This is a genomic window from Williamsia sp. 1135 (assembly GCF_002095395.1).
Classification (GTDB): Bacteria; Actinomycetota; Actinomycetes; order Mycobacteriales; family Mycobacteriaceae; genus Williamsia.
This window is the reverse complement of the sequence record NZ_MJEI01000094.1, coordinates 107,261-123,639: the sequence shown is the minus strand read 5'-3', so window position 1 is coordinate 123,639 and position 16,379 is coordinate 107,261. Positions and strand designations below refer to the sequence as shown.

17 protein-coding genes and 1 tRNA gene are annotated in these 16,379 nt (G+C 62.7%); 8 read left to right on the top strand and 10 right to left on the bottom strand.

Annotated elements, in window-relative coordinates:
• Window positions 1-4: 4 nt before the first annotated feature.
• Both BFL43_RS14660 and BFL43_RS14655 read right to left on the bottom strand, forming a co-directional pair.
• A complete protein-coding gene (locus BFL43_RS14660) occupies window positions 5-832 on the bottom strand; it encodes a hypothetical protein (RefSeq protein WP_084893252.1) in 828 nt (275 codons plus the stop codon).
• Window positions 833-881: 49 nt separating this feature from the next.
• Entirely contained in the window at window positions 882-1,289 is a 408-nt protein-coding gene (locus BFL43_RS14655) for an MmcQ/YjbR family DNA-binding protein (protein WP_084893251.1), read from the bottom strand.
• A gap of 37 nt (window positions 1,290-1,326) precedes the next feature.
• Here BFL43_RS14655 and BFL43_RS14650 point away from each other — a divergent pair, with 37 nt between their 5' ends.
• The gene (locus BFL43_RS14650) at window positions 1,327-1,893 is read left to right on the top strand and encodes a DUF4334 domain-containing protein (protein ID WP_084893250.1); all 567 of its coding nucleotides are present in this window, start codon (window positions 1,327-1,329) and stop codon (window positions 1,891-1,893) included.
• Here BFL43_RS14650 and BFL43_RS14645 read toward each other — a convergent pair.
• Window positions 1,890-3,161 (bottom strand): DUF4185 domain-containing protein, encoded by a 1,272-nt coding sequence (locus tag BFL43_RS14645; protein ID WP_084893249.1) that lies wholly within the window; start codon window positions 3,159-3,161, stop codon window positions 1,890-1,892. The genes BFL43_RS14650 and BFL43_RS14645 overlap by 4 nt on opposite strands.
• 153 nt (window positions 3,162-3,314) lie before the next feature.
• On the opposite strand from BFL43_RS14645, the gene BFL43_RS14640 reads away from it, so the two are divergent.
• Entirely contained in the window at window positions 3,315-3,959 is a 645-nt protein-coding gene (locus tag BFL43_RS14640; RefSeq protein ID WP_240498261.1) for a nucleoside/nucleotide kinase family protein, read from the top strand.
• On the opposite strand, the gene BFL43_RS14635 is transcribed toward BFL43_RS14640, so the two are convergent.
• Together BFL43_RS14635 and BFL43_RS14630 are read right to left on the bottom strand one after the other, a co-directional pair.
• Window positions 3,960-4,577, bottom strand: a complete 618-nt coding sequence (locus BFL43_RS14635; protein WP_168176645.1) for a TetR/AcrR family transcriptional regulator — start codon at window positions 4,575-4,577, stop codon at window positions 3,960-3,962. It lies immediately after the preceding gene.
• Complete coding sequence (locus BFL43_RS14630; RefSeq protein ID WP_084893246.1) at window positions 4,558-6,036, bottom strand: NAD(P)/FAD-dependent oxidoreductase; 1,479 nt, start codon at window positions 6,034-6,036, stop codon at window positions 4,558-4,560. Before BFL43_RS14630 ends, BFL43_RS14635 begins: the two co-directional genes overlap by 20 nt.
• 141 nt (window positions 6,037-6,177) lie before the next feature.
• Here BFL43_RS14630 and BFL43_RS14625 point away from each other — a divergent pair, with 141 nt between their 5' ends.
• On the top strand, window positions 6,178-8,049 hold the full coding sequence (locus tag BFL43_RS14625) for a prolyl oligopeptidase family serine peptidase (RefSeq protein ID WP_084893245.1): 1,872 nt from the start codon (window positions 6,178-6,180) through the stop codon (window positions 8,047-8,049).
• 15 nt (window positions 8,050-8,064) lie between these two features.
• Here BFL43_RS14625 and BFL43_RS14620 read toward each other — a convergent pair whose 3' ends face one another.
• Window positions 8,065-8,571: a hypothetical protein gene (locus BFL43_RS14620; protein WP_084893244.1), complete on the bottom strand. Its 507-nt coding sequence runs from the start codon at window positions 8,569-8,571 to the stop codon at window positions 8,065-8,067.
• Window positions 8,572-9,248: 677 nt separating this feature from the next.
• On the opposite strand from BFL43_RS14620, the gene BFL43_RS29480 reads away from it, so the two are divergent.
• Complete coding sequence (locus tag BFL43_RS29480; RefSeq protein WP_240498260.1) at window positions 9,249-9,683, top strand: tyrosine-type recombinase/integrase; 435 nt, start codon at window positions 9,249-9,251, stop codon at window positions 9,681-9,683.
• 39 nt (window positions 9,684-9,722) lie between these two features.
• Complete coding sequence (locus BFL43_RS14610) at window positions 9,723-10,556, top strand: hypothetical protein (RefSeq protein ID WP_143695321.1); 834 nt, start codon at window positions 9,723-9,725, stop codon at window positions 10,554-10,556.
• A 7-nt stretch (window positions 10,557-10,563) separates the two neighbouring features.
• Here the strand turns inward: BFL43_RS14610 and BFL43_RS14605 are convergent, their stop codons facing one another.
• The 3 genes from BFL43_RS14605 to BFL43_RS14595 all read right to left on the bottom strand — a co-directional run bounded on the left by BFL43_RS14605 (window position 10,564) and on the right by BFL43_RS14595 (window position 12,727).
• Window positions 10,564-11,709: a DUF262 domain-containing protein gene (locus BFL43_RS14605; RefSeq protein ID WP_084893242.1), complete on the bottom strand. Its 1,146-nt coding sequence runs from the start codon at window positions 11,707-11,709 to the stop codon at window positions 10,564-10,566.
• A gap of 3 nt (window positions 11,710-11,712) precedes the next feature.
• Entirely contained in the window at window positions 11,713-12,513 is an 801-nt protein-coding gene (locus BFL43_RS14600) for an FRG domain-containing protein (protein WP_168176644.1), read from the bottom strand.
• Window positions 12,514-12,653: 140 nt separating this feature from the next.
• Window positions 12,654-12,727 (bottom strand) — tRNA-Gly (locus tag BFL43_RS14595).
• A gap of 123 nt (window positions 12,728-12,850) precedes the next feature.
• Between BFL43_RS14595 and BFL43_RS14590 the strand changes: the two genes are divergently transcribed.
• Window positions 12,851-14,272: an HNH endonuclease signature motif containing protein gene (locus tag BFL43_RS14590; protein ID WP_168176643.1), complete on the top strand. Its 1,422-nt coding sequence runs from the start codon at window positions 12,851-12,853 to the stop codon at window positions 14,270-14,272.
• On the opposite strand, the gene BFL43_RS14585 is transcribed toward BFL43_RS14590, so the two are convergent.
• Window positions 14,269-15,147, bottom strand: a complete 879-nt coding sequence (locus tag BFL43_RS14585; RefSeq protein ID WP_084893239.1) for a sigma-70 family RNA polymerase sigma factor — start codon at window positions 15,145-15,147, stop codon at window positions 14,269-14,271. The genes BFL43_RS14590 and BFL43_RS14585 overlap by 4 nt on opposite strands.
• A gap of 94 nt (window positions 15,148-15,241) precedes the next feature.
• Here BFL43_RS14585 and BFL43_RS14580 point away from each other — a divergent pair, with 94 nt between their 5' ends.
• Window positions 15,242-15,703: a carboxymuconolactone decarboxylase family protein gene (locus BFL43_RS14580; protein ID WP_084893238.1), complete on the top strand. Its 462-nt coding sequence runs from the start codon at window positions 15,242-15,244 to the stop codon at window positions 15,701-15,703.
• Window positions 15,704-15,727: 24 nt separating this feature from the next.
• Window positions 15,728-16,297: a dCTP deaminase gene (gene dcd, locus BFL43_RS14575; RefSeq protein WP_084834277.1), complete on the top strand. Its 570-nt coding sequence runs from the start codon at window positions 15,728-15,730 to the stop codon at window positions 16,295-16,297.
• Window positions 16,298-16,379: the final 82 nt, after the last annotated feature.

The window sequence follows — 16,379 nt, the reverse complement described above, 5'->3', positions numbered from 1 at the left end:
TGGGTCAGAATCCGCCGAAGTCCCCGCCACCAAAGTCTCCGCCGCCGCCGAAGTCCCCGCCGCCGAAATCGCCACCGCCGGAATCGCCACTGCCGGAATCGCCACCGAAGTCCCCACCCTGGTCGCCGCCGACATCGCCACCTTGGTCGCCGCCTGCGTCCAGACCGTCCTGGTAACCGTCGCCGTAGCCGCTCTCGAAGGCCGTGCTGTCGTAACCGACGCCCGCCATTCCGCCGAACATCGCGCTGAACAGGAAGACCGAGCCGACGCCCCAGGCGCCGGCCACCAGCGCCGGCTTCCACCAGGGTTCGGAGTACCAGCCGGCCGGGACCGGGCGTCCTGCGACGCGGCCACCGGGGTAATAGTTCGGGGTCTTGTCGGACGGGTTCGGTGACGCGGAGACCTGGCGGCCTTCGAACTCGATGTCGCGGCTTTCGGTGACCTCACCGGAGGATTTCTGTCCGTCGAGTGTGGCGATCTCGGGACCCGGATCCATGTCCATCGCGAGTCGGGCTGCGCGGATGTAGTAAAGACCTTCCAGTGCAGTCTGTTTGGCCAGCTGCGCCTGCTTGGGCGTGGATGCCTGCTCGATCTGCGAACCGGCGGCGTTGAACCTCTCGGAGGCGTCGGACAGGGCGGACTTGGCAGGTTCGTTGGAGCCGATCAGGGCGTAGACCTGTCCGCCGAGCCGTTCGATCGATTGGCGGGCATCAGCTTTCGCGTCTGCCAGGATCGACTCCTCGCTACGGCGCCGGCTTGTGCCCTGACCCCGGGCCAGGACGACGATCCCGACGACAACAGCGATCACGGCGAAGATCAGCAACAGCTCCACGATGGCACCTTTCGATTCTCACCCCCGGTGAAATCGGACCTCTTCCACCCTACCTGGGACTCTGCTGCTCCCACTCGCGTCGCAGCGTGGCCGGTGCCCGGCAGTGCCAGGCGTCGACGATGACTTCTTCGAGTTCGTCCCGCGTCAGTTGGCCGAGATGGACGAGCCGCAGCAGAACCGCGTTGTAACCGTTGAAGTGGGGCGTGGTGAAGAACGGCCCGTCGCCGGAGACGAGTGCAACCTTGTCCTCCTCGTCGGGGACCCAGAACAGCAGCACGTCGGTCAGGCGTTCTCCGGTGGCGGGGTCGACGGCGTCGGGGCGCGGGGAGCGATGGCAGGTGAAGGTCTTCTTGCGGACCTGGAATTGCGGGTATTCGCCGGGCACCAGCTCTGCGCCCGGCAGGCTCAGTGCGATGTCTTCGATGTCCGCGGGTCTGGCCCGCCGTGACCGTGCCACCTCGTCATCCTAGGCCTGGTGATCTAGATTGGCGTCCATGTCGACAGCCGAGAGAATCATCGCCGAGCAGCAGACCACCGCCGCGCAGGCGCAAGACGTGTTCGACAGTGCTCCCGCCGTGGAACCCGATTTCATGATCGGGACCTGGAAGGGCGCAGAGTTGCGGACCGGCCACCGGATGGACGGGATGCTCGGCGCGAGTGGCTGGTGGGGAAAGGCGTTCATCGACTCCGAGACGGTGCATCCGTTGCTGTTCCCGACTGCCGACGGTCGCGCGTTGTGGGCGCTCGATCCGCGCCGGCTGCCGTTCGGACTGTTGATGAAAGCGCCGTTGCCGTCGCTCGAGGGCCGTTCGCTGGCCGGTCTGGTTGCCGCCTCGAGACCGGTGATGGGCACCAAGAAGCCCAAGGCCCGCTTGCGGACCACCGAGTACGGCGGCGTGGGGTCGGCGACAATGGTTTATGACGCGCATCCGATCAATGACGTGTTCCGCAAGATCGACGACGACACCGTGATCGGTTTGATGGATCTGCGCGGCGCGGCGCCGTACTTTTTCTCGCTGCGGCGCGACGACTCGCTACCGGTGCTGGCGCAGGGGCGCTAGCTGGTCCGAACCTTGGTGAGGTCGGTGCGCAGCAACATCACGTTGTAGCTGCCCCAACTCGATGCGGTGAAGTAGAGGTCCTTGCCCGACGACGACGGATGGATGAAGGGTGCATAGACCCCTGGCAGCTGCAGCGAGTTGTACAGGGTCGTAGGCGGACCGAACGGGCCCTCGGGCTTGTCCGCAGTCCGGATCACCGTGCCGCCGCCCAGATCGCTGGTGCCGTACAGCACGATGTACTTCTGCAGGTACTCGTTCCACGAGGCCGACATCTCGCTGACCGGTGCAGCGAGAACGGTTTTCAGGTTACCGAGCTCCTGCTTCCAGGGATCCGTCGCATCATTGGTGAAGTACTCGTACGCGGCGAGATTCAAGAAGTCGGCCGGCTTCACCCGGGCGAGGTATGCGCTGCCGAACCTGCCGTTCGGGGTTCCGTACTGGTAGATGTACTCGTCGCCGGGCTTGCCCTTCGCGTAGGCATTCATCTGGAACTTGTCGTTGTCGGCTTGCACCTGCCGAATCGTCGGAACGGTGACGGGTGCGTTGACGCGGATCGTGTCGAGCTTGGTCTCCCACGTCTGGCCGTTGTCTCCCGACTCGGCGATCGCGGAATAGTTGGTATCCCAGCGTCCCGCGTCGCCCCACTTACGGACAGACATGAAGTTGATGTACTGCTTGTTCCCGATCGAGATCGCGGCGGTCGGGATCTTGGTGACCTCGACGTAATCGACCCCGACGGCTTCGATCAATTGCCGGGCGAAGTTCGGCCGGTCGGCCGAGACGACCGATCCGGACGTGACGTTCCCGGGCTGGGCATTCGGGACCGTGATGCCATTTGCCAGGTCGTTGTCACTCGACCGCAGCAGCACGTTGAAGCGCCATTCCTGGCCAGGTGCGTTGCAATTTCCGAAGGTGTCGCCGTACGCCATCAGGGTCTGACCCTGCGCGTTCTTCCAGCTGATGCCGAGGTCGGTGCCAGAGATCCCGAATCTGTTCAGGGTGTCGTTCTCGCTGCGGGGGCCGGTCACCCACGAAATGGTCTTGGTGGTGGCGCCGTTGAACCGAGGCAGCGCGCCCTGAGGTCCACGGCCGCTCTGACCACCGGGTCCACCGCTGCTCCCGGTGCCCAACCCTGGGATGCCGCTCGAACCGCTGGTTCCCGGGTTCCCGCAGGGTGCGGCTGCGGCAGGTGCTGCCAATGCGACGGTGCCCGCCGCAGCCAGGGCGAGCACGGTTGTTCCGATCGTTGCTGCCCGCAAAGCGCGCATTGGTCCCCTCATCCGGCTGAACTGTGTTACCCCTGTTGCTGATGTGACTGATGGGGTTAAGTACTTCAGTGTTCCAGAGGTGGAGGGGTTTGCGCGTCTCGCTTCCGCAACGATCTGATGTTCGATGTGAGTACTCGGATGAGAGGGGCACACGTGATCACACGGCCTGCAGAGCTGATCGATCGGATCGAACGGCTGCGCCAGACACGTGAACGCGTGCTGATCGGGATCGTCGGTGAGCCGGGGTCGGGGAAGAGCACGGTATCGGCTGCCGTGTCAGATGTGCTGGGCGCCGGCGCAGTGGTGGTCCCGATGGACGGCTTTCACCTGTCGAATGAACAACTCGCACATCTCGACAGAGCCGGCCGAAAAGGGGCGATCGACACCTTCGACGCGTTCGGTTATCTGCAGTTGGTGAGGCGGCTTCGCAGTCGCGACGAGCCTGTGGTCTATGCGCCCGACTATGTGCGCGGGGTAGAGGAGGCGATCGCGGGTTCGATCGCGGTTCCCGCCGACGTGCCGGTCGTGATCACCGAAGGCAATTACCTACTCGACGCCGACAAGCCGTGGTCCGGTCTGCGGTCTCTGCTCGATGAGGTCTGGTATATCGAAGCGCCGCATCACCTTCGGCTCGAGCGACTCGTGCAGCGGCACATCCGGTTCGGAATGTCTGAATCCGCCGCGTGGCGTTGGGCCGAAGGTCCGGACGAGAGCAATGCGCAGCGGACCAGGGCGAGGCGACAGCATGCCGATCTGGTCATCGATGTGACCGCGTTCGCTGCCGACGAACAGGACTGATCACGGGCGCAAGCCGAGGCCCTGTGTCAACGTGGTCGCAGCGAACTGTGCGGCGGCGTCCCAATCATGGGTATGCAGGTGTTGCCGTACACCGGTGAACTGATCGGAAAGGCCGGTGATGGTGGCCCAGAGCAGCGTCAAAGCACTTGTGATGTCTACCCTTTCGATCTCGGGTCTTGCCGAGTACATGCGATCGAGCGAGGCGTGGAGCGCGGCCAATACCTTGTGGGCGGCCGAGGTCAACGCTTCCGTGTGGGCCGACGATGCGGTGGCCCCTGTGTGGTCGAGCAAGGACCAGATGTTCAGCTCACGGCCGTAGGTCCGGTACACGTCGAGGTACTCGGTGGCCACCAGGACGAACAGGGCGACGGGATCCTCCGCGGACACGCACTCGGGCTCGATCGCGTTGTGCAGGAGGATGAGACGCTGCGCATAGAGCTCGGCGAAGAGGGCCTCTTTGGTCGGGAAGTACGTGTAGATCGTGCCGGGACTGATGCCCGCGCCCTTCGCGACATCCCGCATCTGCAGTGCTGCATATCCCTTGTCTGCGAGCAGTGCGGCGCCCGCGGTGAGGATGTCGCGGCGCCGTGCGTCGCGGTCACCCCACTTGGTCGCCAAGGGCACCTCGCTCGGGATGCGTGATCAGGTAATCGGACGACAGCGGCTGTCCGAGGAATTGTTTCAGCGTGGCGAGATCGAACGGCCAGAGGTCGACCGTGCCATCGTCTTTGAAATACCAACTCTCACAGCCGGTGTTCCAGACCGTCGGCTGCAAGGCGTCCACCACATCGGAGTTGAAGCGCCGCGTTGCATTCTCGGACACCTCGACAGTCGTCATCTCCCCGTTCGCGAACGCCGAGATCCACCGGATGATGTGGTCGCAGGTCAGCTCGGCCGCGGTTTGCAGGTGAATGCTGCCGACGGGGCTGTTGGGGCCGAGGATGGTGAAGAAGTTGGGGAAGCCCGGGATACTCGTCATCGCGAACGCGTGCGGCCCGCTCTTCCAGGCCTCGTCGATCGTGATGCCATCGCGTCCGGTCAGATTCATGGGCCGCATGTAATTGTGGGCTGCGAATCCGGTGGCGAGGACGACGATGTCCACGTCGTGATGGTTGCCGCCGGCGGTGACGATGCCGGTCGCGTCGACATGGTCGATGCGGTCGGTGACCACCTCGACGTTCGGCCGCTGGATGGCTCGGAAGTAGTTTCCGGACAGCACCTGTCGCTTACACAGTGGTTGGTAGTCGGGGCGCAGTCGCTCGCGGAGGTCGCGGTCGCGGATCAGGCGTAGGCAGAGTCGGGCGTAGCTCTGCACCGCTCGCCGCTTGATGCCCGGATGGATGGTCAGGTCGGTGAACAGGGCGCTGGCGCGGACCCACGCCCGAAACGATGCCTGAGCCAGTGCGGGTCTCCGCCGGAACAACCTGGTCACGAAGTTCGGCTGGGGAAGGGTGGTCGGTGCCCAGAGCACCCATTGCGGACTGCGTTGGAAGAGTGTCAGTGTGCGCGCCGTGGGTTGCAGTGCGCCGGTGATCTGCACGCCCGTCGAGCCTCCGCCGATGATGGCGACCCGCCTGTCCGTGGTGTCGAGGCCGCGATCCCATCGTGCGGTGTGGACAACGGGGCCGGCGAAGTCGTCGAGACCGGGGATGTCGGGGCGGTTCGGGTGGTGCAGAACTCCCGTCGCGGCAACCAGGAAGTCTGCTGTGAACTCTTCGCCGGCGTCGGTTTCGACATGCCAGGCGTTCTCGGCGAACCGGGCGGCGACGACCTCGGAGTCGAGCCGGATGTGAGGCCACAGGTCGTGATCGTCGGCGACGCCGCGGTGATAGGCCAGGATGTCGTCGCGTGAGGAGAAGATGTTCGGCCAGTCGGTCTTGTTCTGGAACGAGTACCGGTAGAGCAGCGATGGGACATCGCACGCGAGGCCCGGATACCGGTTCCAGAACCACACCCCGCCGACGTCGGATCCCTTTTCGAGGATGGTGAAATCGTCGAACCCGGCGGCCTTGAGTTTGACGCCCATCGCGAGTCCGGACATACCCGCGCCGATGACCAGCACCCGGGGGCCGGTCATGGGAAAGCCTGGTTCCGCGAGCTGAGCCCCATTGTGAACATTGTTCAAAAGTAGGGTCTCGAGGCGTTCGAGTCAACGGTCGATGTCACGATCGCCGATTCCTGCGGTCGTGGGTGCCCCGACCTTCGATACTGTCGTGCCGTGACTGTTGCGCCGTACGGATCGTGGACCTCGCCCATTGCCGCTGCCGACCTCGCCGCGAGCGGGCACCCCGTGTCCGGGGCCCGTTTCGTCGGGTCTGATGTCTGGTGGGCGGAGGGTCGACCGACCGAGCGCGGTCGTACCGCGATTCGGCGAACCGGGGTCGACGGCGAGCCCGTCGACATCTTGGCTGCACCGTTCGACGCGCGCACGCGTGTCCACGAGTACGGCGGCGGGGCGTGGGCGGTCACCGAGGACGCGCGGCTCGTCTACGCCGAATACTCCGATCAGCGTCTCTACGTGGTGGAGGACGGGCACCGCACCGCGTTGACTCCCGAGACCAACTCGCAGGTGCGCTACGGGGACTTGGCGGTGCGCGACGACGAGGTCTGGTGTGTACGTGAGAGTCACGACGACGATGGAACCATCGTCCGGGACATCGTGGCGATTGGATTGGACGATGCCTTTGTCCGTTCGGTCGTGTCGGGCTCTGATTTTCTTGCCTATCCGCGAGTCTCGCCGGACGGTACCCGGCTGGCGTGGATCGCCTGGAACCATCCGCAGATGCCCTGGGACGGAACGGAATTACGCGTGGCTTCGTTGGGCGCCGACGGGGTCGCCGGTGAGTGGATCGTCCTCGCGGGTGGCACCGACGAGTCCGTGCTACAACCCGAATGGACGGGACCGGGACAGGTTCTCGCGACCAGTGACCGCAGCGGCTGGTGGAACCTCTACACCTTCGATCTCGACGGTGGTGAGCCGCAGTCGGTCGGCGCCGTGGCGGCCGACATCGGAGCGCCGTTGTGGCAGCTGGGCGCTGGGTGGTACCTGCAGTCGGGCGACGCGACGTGGTTGACCGTTCGCACGCGCGGAACCGATACTCTCGCCCGACTGGACACTGATACAGGCGAATTCGATGACATCGACCTCGGTGATCACACGAGCATCGGGTTGCTGGACATCGACGGGCCACGCGTCCTGCTGCGGACCGCGGGCGCTCAGACGCCGGGCGGCATCCGGATCCTCGATCTCGGGTCCGGTGAGCTCACGGATGTGCGGCTGTCCCTTGATGAGGTACCGCCCGAGCAGTATTTGCCTGTAGCGCAGCAGATCACGTTCGACGGACCGAAACGCGAGGTGCACGCCGTCGTCTATCCACCTCGCAACCCGGACCACACCGGCCCGGACGGTGCGCTGCCTCCATACATCGCGTTCGTCCACGGTGGCCCGACCGCGCACGTGGCACCTCGCCTCGATCCGGTGTACGCGTTCTTCACCTCACGCGGCTACGGAGTCGTGGACGTCAACTACGGCGGATCGAGCGGGTATGGCCGGGAATACCGCAATCGCCTGCGTGGGCAGTGGGGGATCGTCGACGTCGAGGACACCGTCGCCGCCGTGGAGGGTCTCGCCGACCTGGGCCTGGCCGACCGTGCCCGGCTCGCCATCGAGGGAGGATCCGCCGGCGGGTGGACCGTCCTTGCCGCATTGACCTCCTCCGACGTGTTCGCCTGCGGTGCCTCGTATTACGGTGTGGCCGAACTAGAGAAGTTCGTGGCCGAAACCCACGATTTCGAATCCCGTTACATCGACGGGCTCATCGGTCCTCTCCCCGAGGCCGCCGAGCTCTATCGCAGCCGCGCCCCTTTGAACAACGTGGACGGACTGAGTTGCCCAGTGCTGCTCCTACAAGGTCTCGACGACCCGATCGTTCCGCCTGCCCAGGCGGAACGTTTTCGTGACGCGCTGGTGGCGAAAGGGATTCCCCACCGGTACATCGCCTACAAGGGCGAGTCCCACGGTTTCCGCAAGGTCGAAACCATCATCGACGCACGCGAGTCGGAGCTGGCGTTCTATCGGGAGTACCTATGACGGAAGGGGCGCCCTCTAGCCGCCCTCGACCGTGAACCCGACGCGCTGGAAGTACTTCTCGAAGCCTTCGACGTGGTCGCCCAGGTGATGGATCAGTTTTGCAGTGTCGTGTTCGTGCTGAGTCGTCGCCAAGCCGCGGATCTCCAGCGCCCACGGCAGGACCGCGCGACCGCCGTCAGCCACGACGTAGTTGAAGCGGTCGACGAGTGCGCCGCACCAGAAGAAGTCGGCAAAGCAGAGTCTGACCGTCTTGTCGTTGAATGTTTTCGACCACTCGAAGATCCGGGCGTGGCTCTGGTCGCCTTCGTGCTCGAAATCCAGGCCCATTCCCCAGGCGATCGTGATGTTGAGGTCGGGTTTGTAGGACGCGGTCGCGTAGTGGCTGTTCACCTCGAGGCGATAGCCGTTCGCACCCGGAGAACCATCGAACCAGTTGTGGTAACTCGGGCCCTGGTGTTTGATCACGTGCCAGTCGTCCGGCCCCGAGCTCTGGATGATGCGACGGAATTCTTCGAGATTCAATGCGCGTCCCTTCGTTTGTCGAAGGATAGCGTGGCGGATGGGCGCCAAGCGGCCGACACCTGAGTTCGGCTGCCGCACAGGCATGGTGACTTCGAATGATGCATTAGCTGGACCAAATATGCTTCGTTTTGCTGACAAATCGGCCGATGGGTGACAGTGTCAACGCTGGTTGTCGGATGGAGGATCTTCCCGACTGCCGATCCAGTGAAACCGTTGCTGAAAGGAACCCCTGTGTCTTCTGAAATCGCCCTCACGGTCGTGTTCGCGTTTCTCGGTCCGCTGCTCGCGTTGTACGCGAACGGGAGCTAGCTGCGAGACCTGTCAGGCTCTGATGGGTTGAGCGTCAGTGCGCGCCCGGGTGCTGCAGACCCCGGGCGTATGGCCTGGCCGAGGCGTGCGGGCTGCGGAGTTGGGCGGGCTGCAGGTTGGTGACGTCGAGCTGCCCCCGCGATCCATCAACCCCAATGCCAAAACGAAGCCGGGACTGTTGCATGTCCAGCGCACTGTGATGGTGATAGACGGGGAGATCAGCTACGACACACCCAAGACGCGGGGAAGTCGCGGCGCGTGCCGTTGACGCCTGCAACTGTGGACCTGCTTCGGGGGTACCTCGCACTCCATCCGCGCAGCGAAGAGCCCACGGCACCGCTGTTCCCGTCGATGAACCTCATCGCTGCATGCCGACCGGGATCAAGGCGACCGACGAGACCGGACGCCCCATCGTGCCAAAGGCTGAGGACGCATTCGCCGCGCTCGCGGTGGACGAGGCCGAGCAACGGCTGCGGCTCGACTGGACGGAACCGTTGCGGCACGGCCGCTTCTACAAAGCGGTGTACCGGCCAACAGTGCTACGCGCTCTGCGGTTCACGCCAACTTGCGCCCTGGCCCGAGACCTAAGGTTCCACAGCCTGCGCCACACGTATGCATCGTTGTGCGTTGCCGCCGGGATCACCCCATTGGAGATCGCGCGGTTCATGGGGCACGCGAAGGTCACAACGACGCTCTCGGTCTACGCCCACCTCTTCGAGGACGACCACACCGACGCCATGGCTGCACTCGGGGCGATGGGCGAGCATCCGACCGCTGACAACGTCGTCCGACTACGCCGATAGGCGCGTTTCGTGTCACACGGACGGCATACGCTGGCCCGTATGACCGGACAGCGATTGTCGCAACGTACAGGCAAGGCGGCACCCGATGGTCCGTTTGAGGGTGTCCCTGAGCATCTGATACATGGCCTGAGGTACTGGTTTGAGGGCCTTTCGGGCTACCGCAGTGGCCATGGCATGGATGAACGAAGGCTTCGCGAGCTGGCGGTCTTCTTGCGAAGTCGAGTCGAGCCCAATTGGAGTGCGCAAGGTTTGATGAATGGGTTACTGAGCGATGCTGAACGAAGCGACGACGATTTTCTCGACTTAGTCGATGGAGCCTTGCAGATTTGGAATAACAAGGTATACGCACAGATGCTGTCCAAAGTTCTCGCAGCAGGAGGATCGGTTTGGACAGCTGCCGAGGACGGTCTCTCGCTAGTACGGGTGGTTGGAGACGAGGCGCAAACCACCTACGATGTGGCGGTCTCGAAAGCCGACGAGATTTCGACTGAGCTGAGGGAGGCTTGGTCAAATGCGTTTGGCCGCAGCGGAGACCCGTCAGACGCCTGGGACCATGCGATTAAAGCGCTGGAGGACATGCTCATCCCTGCGGTGGTTCCGAACCAATCTAAGCCCAACCTCGGCCACGTGGTTGGTCAGCTGCGCAATCAGCCCAACCAATGGAGACTGGTGCTGCCCGGCAAAGACCAGGACCACGATGTAGCACCGCTCGTCGGCATGCTCGACCTGATCTGGCCGAATCATGACCGGCATGGTGGCCCAACCCCGAAGCGGAGACCATCAAACCAGGAGGCCCGCGCCGTCGTTACGCTCACCGCGACCATAGTGCAGTGGTACCGCGACGGCTGGATTGTGCAGCGTCGGCAAATTTAGCGCGCACCTATGGGGTTCTGATTGAGAACAGGTCTCTTCCGATCTGGATGAACTGTGACAACCTTTTCTCGGTGCTTACGCCCGTCGCGAACTTTCGAGTCATCTCTGGTCGCAGCCAGAACTCTTTAACGACAGCTGCAACATCATCCCGGTAGGGTTCCCGGTTGGCGACGTGAAAGCCAAGGCCGATCGCGATTGATTCGTACGACGTGTTCAGAAATTGACCGCTGAAATCGTTCTTTTCTGGGATCCAACGTCTGAATGCATCTTCGCCGAGTCGCGTGTTGATCGTCTTGAAGACTTCCGCGAAAGTCTCCTCCAATCTTGCCAGCTTAGACATCGGCTCGGCTGCCAGTTTGATAGCTTGATCATCAAGGAATTGCGTGAAGTTCCGTAGATCATTTTGACGCAGAGGTTTCCTATCATGTAGTACCAGAAATCGAAGAACAAGTTCGATGTCGTATTGTTCCTTTAGGAATCGTTCAGAGGGCTGAACGCTTTCCCTAAAATCCTTATTGTGGGCCAGTGCCTCCGCCCACTTCAAGAAATCTGGATCTACAGCAACCAGCATTGCGCTGCGCAGCTCTTGAGCCGTGAGCATCGAGCCGTAGCTGTTCAATCGCTGGAAGAGATCATATTTTGCATCAGTGGAAGATTCGCGCTTAATTATTTGGACGTCGATACGCGACTGCTTTATATCGAGGACTTGCGTTCGAGGTAGTTCGCGGCTTGGTTCGCCGTCTTCTCGCGAGTATTCCTCGAATCCGCTCCAGACCCGCCCTTCTAAATCGGGTAGGTACTTTGTGCCAAGCAGGCGAAGCGGCTCCATGAGAGAGCCATCGTCCTTTGGAAGCAGGCCTTGGAGCTGAAGTAATGTGCTAATCCGCTGCAGACCATCAACAATCTCCCAAGTGCCGTCGTCGGTGGTGGCTACGAAGATGGAGGGTAAAGGTATTCCAAGTAGAATGCTCTCGATCAACTTGGACTTTTGCTCGTCATCCCAACGGAAGAATCGTTGAAACTCGGGACGAATTACGAGCTCACCATTTTCGAACATGGACGTTAGCTCTCTGATCGACATTGCGAGGCGATCAGAGGAGATCTCGCGTCTTCTTGTCTCGATTTGGTCGGGAAGGTTCGCGGGCTCTGTCATCGTTTACCAACCCTCGAGTTCTGTTAGTTCGGCTGAAAGGCTGGAGAGGTCGGGAAATACCATCGATTCGGTAAAACCGATGAACTTAAGTTCGGACCGAAGAGTGGCATGGTCGCTGGTGTACGTGTACTTCTTAAGAAGGCCGGACCACTTAGGCTCGCTCGAAGCGATTTCTTCCATTGCGTCCTGCAGCTCGCCTGCCATTGTGAAAGTGCCGCGTTGTGCGACGATTCGCGGGCTGTTGTGAACTCCGTAGATGGCCACAGGGTGTTTCGCACGCCAGCCAAGGTGATTTTCGGAAGTTACGGGCGCCCAGCGTTCGCCAATTTCGTCGGCAATAGTCAGGATGTTTATGCCAGTCTCTTGGAGCTGAGGAACCTGCTGATTCCAGCCGACTGGGTCAAGTGTCCAGACCGTCGGTTCGGCAAGATGTGACCCGCTCGCGTCGTCATCTGACTGCGTTGGGGCCAAGCTCGCGAAATATGCGGCGACGAGAAGGTTCTCTGACCAGTCGAGGAGGCGAGTTGGTACGCCGTGGTGCTGCATCGAGAACAAGTGCTCCCACGGGCCCTGGGGGTAACCGGCTGCCCAAAAAGGGAGACTGCGTTCACGAAACCTCGCGAGGAGTCGCGATTCGCGACGGTAAATCTCTTTGTCAGTTCGCCGACCGTCCCGCATCAGTTTGGGTATTAGGCGGTATTGATCACTGCTGTGTCCACGAAACCAGAGTGATTTTCCAGCCGTCCGATCAGCTAGGACCAACGAGATTAGCTCGTTGACTGAGGTGAACTGGGTCGCCTCCACGGTTGGAATCCTCCATCGGTATGAGGCCCTCTGGATGCAGGGCTGGTCGAGCGTAACCGGTCATGCGGTCCGGACGCGGCCCCGACACGGCGCGCTGAAACGGAATGTATGCGCCCTATCGTTTCTACCTGCGGTGATGGTGGAGCCGATGACGGGAATCGAACCCGCGTGTGCAGCTTGGGAAGCTGCCGTTCTGCCATTGAACTACATCGGCGTGCGGCCCGAAGGCCGCGAGAGCGATATTAACAGGCTGCCGGCGAAGAGCGTTTGTCGACACCGTCCTGGCTGGTGAGCTCGGCGGCGGGCGGTTGTCATACCTCGAATGTATGTTCTATTCATGGCTTGGGTGGGGACCGCAACGATGGACGCTGAGGCGTCGGAGTTGTTGTCGCGGGTGCAATCTGGGACTCGTGAGGTGAATCAGGCGTGGGCTGCGCGTCTCGATGATGGTCTCGCCTATTACCGATATGTCTCCTCGAACGAGGATGAGCATGGGACGCGGGCGGCGGCGTGTGAGATCGCGGTGGCGTGGCGGTGCACGACTGGTCAGGCTGATCATCTGTTGCGGTGCCGGCGGTTGTTGGATCATCTGCCGGAGTTGGCTGAGGCGTTCTCGGCCGGTGAGGTGTCCATCGAGAAGCTCAAGGCGTTGTATCACCGTGCCTCGCGGGGTTATCGGGATGCGTTGATGGATCTCGATGGGGTGTTGGCTGAAGATGCGATGTTGTTGGGTGACAACACGTTCGCTGAAGAACTCGATCGCCATCTGATGCCGTTCGAACCGGACCGCCCTGACGACGACGGGGCGGTTGATCCGATGCGTCGGGTGACGGTGCGTCGTCGAGCGGATGGGATGGCGAGCCTGACCACGGGGTGCACGGCCGAGGAGGCGATCCGGGCCAAAGCCCAGCTGGAGGAGATGGCGCTCGATGACCCTGCGGGTGAGGTCGATGCGGTGCTCGATGCGATCGCGAACGCCAACGCTGCAGCTACCGAGGATGCCGAACCCGAGCCCGAGCCAGAAGTAGAACCCGAGCCCGAGCCTGCGGCCCGCCCGTCTGCTGCTGCACCTTCGCGCACTGCCAAGCGTGCCTGGACCGAGTTGGTGCTTGATCTCCCGACCCTGCTCGGGTTGTCGAAGGATCCCGGGTACTTGCTGGGGTACGGATCTCTCGATTGTGATCAGTCGCGGTCACTGGCAGGCCGTTCCCGGTGGCGAGCGTTGGTGACGATTGGTGAGGACGCGATCGCAGCGCTGGTGGAGTTGATCAATGCTGCCCAGGGTCGTCCTGTCACTGCGGAGGAGCTGACGGTTGCGTTGATGAACGCTGTCGACAACGGCGACCGGCTGGTTCTCGGGGAGAAGGATGTCGGTCCGGCTCCGCCGGTGAAAGCGCCGCATTCCAAGGATGGTCACGGTGGGTGGAAGAGGCCGCCGCGGGGTGCGTTGAAATACAAGCCCGGGCGCAAGCTTGCCCGGCTCATCCGAGCACTCGACGGGACGTGCCGTTTCTCTGGGTGCAAGAAGCCGGCGAAGGACTGCGAGATCGACCACATCGTGCCGTTCAACCACGACAACCCCATGGCCGGCGGCTGGACCATCGAATCGAACCTCGCATGCCTGTGCAAGGAGCATCACGACCTCAAAACCCGGGGCATCATCCGGGTGGAGATGCGCGGCAACCGGGAGTACTGGATCGACACCCGAGCCGGTCAAAGGGTTGTCACCAAACCGGCGGTACGTCGACAGACGGGTTAGACAACGTCTGAGAAGTCGATTCGCGCAAGCCTTTCCGGATCGGAGATGATGTTCATCGCGACGACGCGTCCGTCGGCGACCGTGAAAGCCGCGATCGCCGACACCGCGCCGCCGTCGAACGACAACACACCGAAGCCGCCGTTCACCCGCACCATCTGACTGCGCGCATTGGCGCGCCGGTAGATGATCGCCCCGCGGCCCACCTGCTGGGCGCCCACCAACTCCAGCGGTTGCTTGCCGGGGGCCGTGTCGTTGCGCAGGACGACGTCGGGGTCGAGGACCCTCAACAGGGCTTCGAGATCCCCACCTTGAGCAGCGGCCAGGAAAGCCTCCACCACCCGTCGCTGCTCCGCCGGCTGCGTCGACCGGGGCGTGCCACCCTGCACCCTCACCCGCGCTCTGCTCGCCAGCTTCCGCGCAGCTGCCGGCGTCTTGCCGACAATAGGAGCGACCTCGTCGAAGGGCATCGCGAACAGATCATGCAGCACGAACGCCAGGCGCTCGCTCGGCGTCAACGTCTCCAGGACCACGAGCAGCGCCACGCTCACGGAATCAGCCAGCACCGCTTGACTTTCGGGGTCGTCATCGGAGTGGAGCGGGGCCACGATCGGATCCGGGACGTGCACTATCTCCAACGGTTCCTCGTTCCGGGTTCGTCGTGACCGCAACATGTTCAGGCATACCCTCGAGGTCACCGTGGTGAACCAACCACCGATGTTTGCGATCTCATCGGTGTAGGCCGCAGCCACCTTCAGCCAGGTCTCCTGCACCGCGTCCTCGGCTTCGGGCAGCGACCCCAGCATCCGGTAGGCGACAGCTCGCAGATGCCCGCGATGTGCCTCGAACTCGCTGACCAAAAACTCGTTGTCGTTCATCGGTCACATATCCCTTCTCCGGAGTGTCAGAGCTATGAACCGCCCGACACCGACGATGTGACAAGACGTCGCCGGTCAACCTGAGGAGCACACCATGTCTGCACGTATGACCAACCCCGCCACCATCCTCCCGCAGGCGTACGCCGCCGTCCCACACCTGCTCGGTGCCATCGAGCAGGGCGGGGTTTCCACTACGTTGCGTGAGATCATCATGCTTCGCGCCAGCCAGATCAACGGCTGCGCCGCCTGCGTGTACGCACACTCGGCGACCCTGCGGAAGGAAGGCGAATCCGACGACCGCATCGACACGGTTGCGGTGTGGCGGGAATCGCCGTTCTTCACCGACTCCGAACGTGCCGCGCTGAATCTGGCCGAAGCGGCAACGCGTCTGGCTGATTCCCGCGGTGCTGCGGTGCCCGACGCCATCTGGGACGAAGCCGCCGATCACTTCGACGAAAAGGAACTCGCGGGCATCATCTTGGCGATCGCGACCATCAACTTCTTCAACCGCATCAACGTCACCATTCAGGAACCCGCAGGCACGACGTGGAGCTGATGGCAGAGCAGCTAACCTCGTCGTGTGCTGCTCTCAGACCGCGACATCCGCGCCCAGATCGCTGATGGCCGTCTGGCCATCGAGCCCTTCGACCCCGTGCTGGTCCAACCGTCCAGCATCGACGTCCGGCTCGATGGCCTGTTCCGGGTCTTCAACAACACCCGGTACACCCACATCGATCCCGCGCAACGGCAGGACGAGCTGACCACGCTGGTCGAGCGCACCGAGGGCGAACCGTTCGTGTTGCACCCCGGCGAGTTCGTCCTCGGGTCCACGCTCGAGGTGTGCACCTTGCCCGACGACCTGGCGGGCCGGCTCGAGGGCAAGTCGTCGCTCGGCCGACTCGGGTTGCTGACGCACTCGACCGCCGGCTTCATCGATCCCGGGTTCACCGGTCACATCACGCTGGAGCTCTCGAACGTCGCGAACCTCCCGATCACCCTGTGGCCGGGCATGAAAATCGGTCAGCTCTGCCTGATCAAACTGTCGAGTCCGGCAGAAAATCCCTACGGCAGCGCGTCGGTGGGATCCAAATATCAGGGTCAGCGCGGACCGACCCCGTCGAAGGCGTATCTGAACTTTCCCCAGGACTAGCGTCCCTTACGGCCCTGGTCGCACAACTTTCGCCGGATGATGGCCGGCACGTCACCCAAAGTGCGCCGGTTGGACAGACATA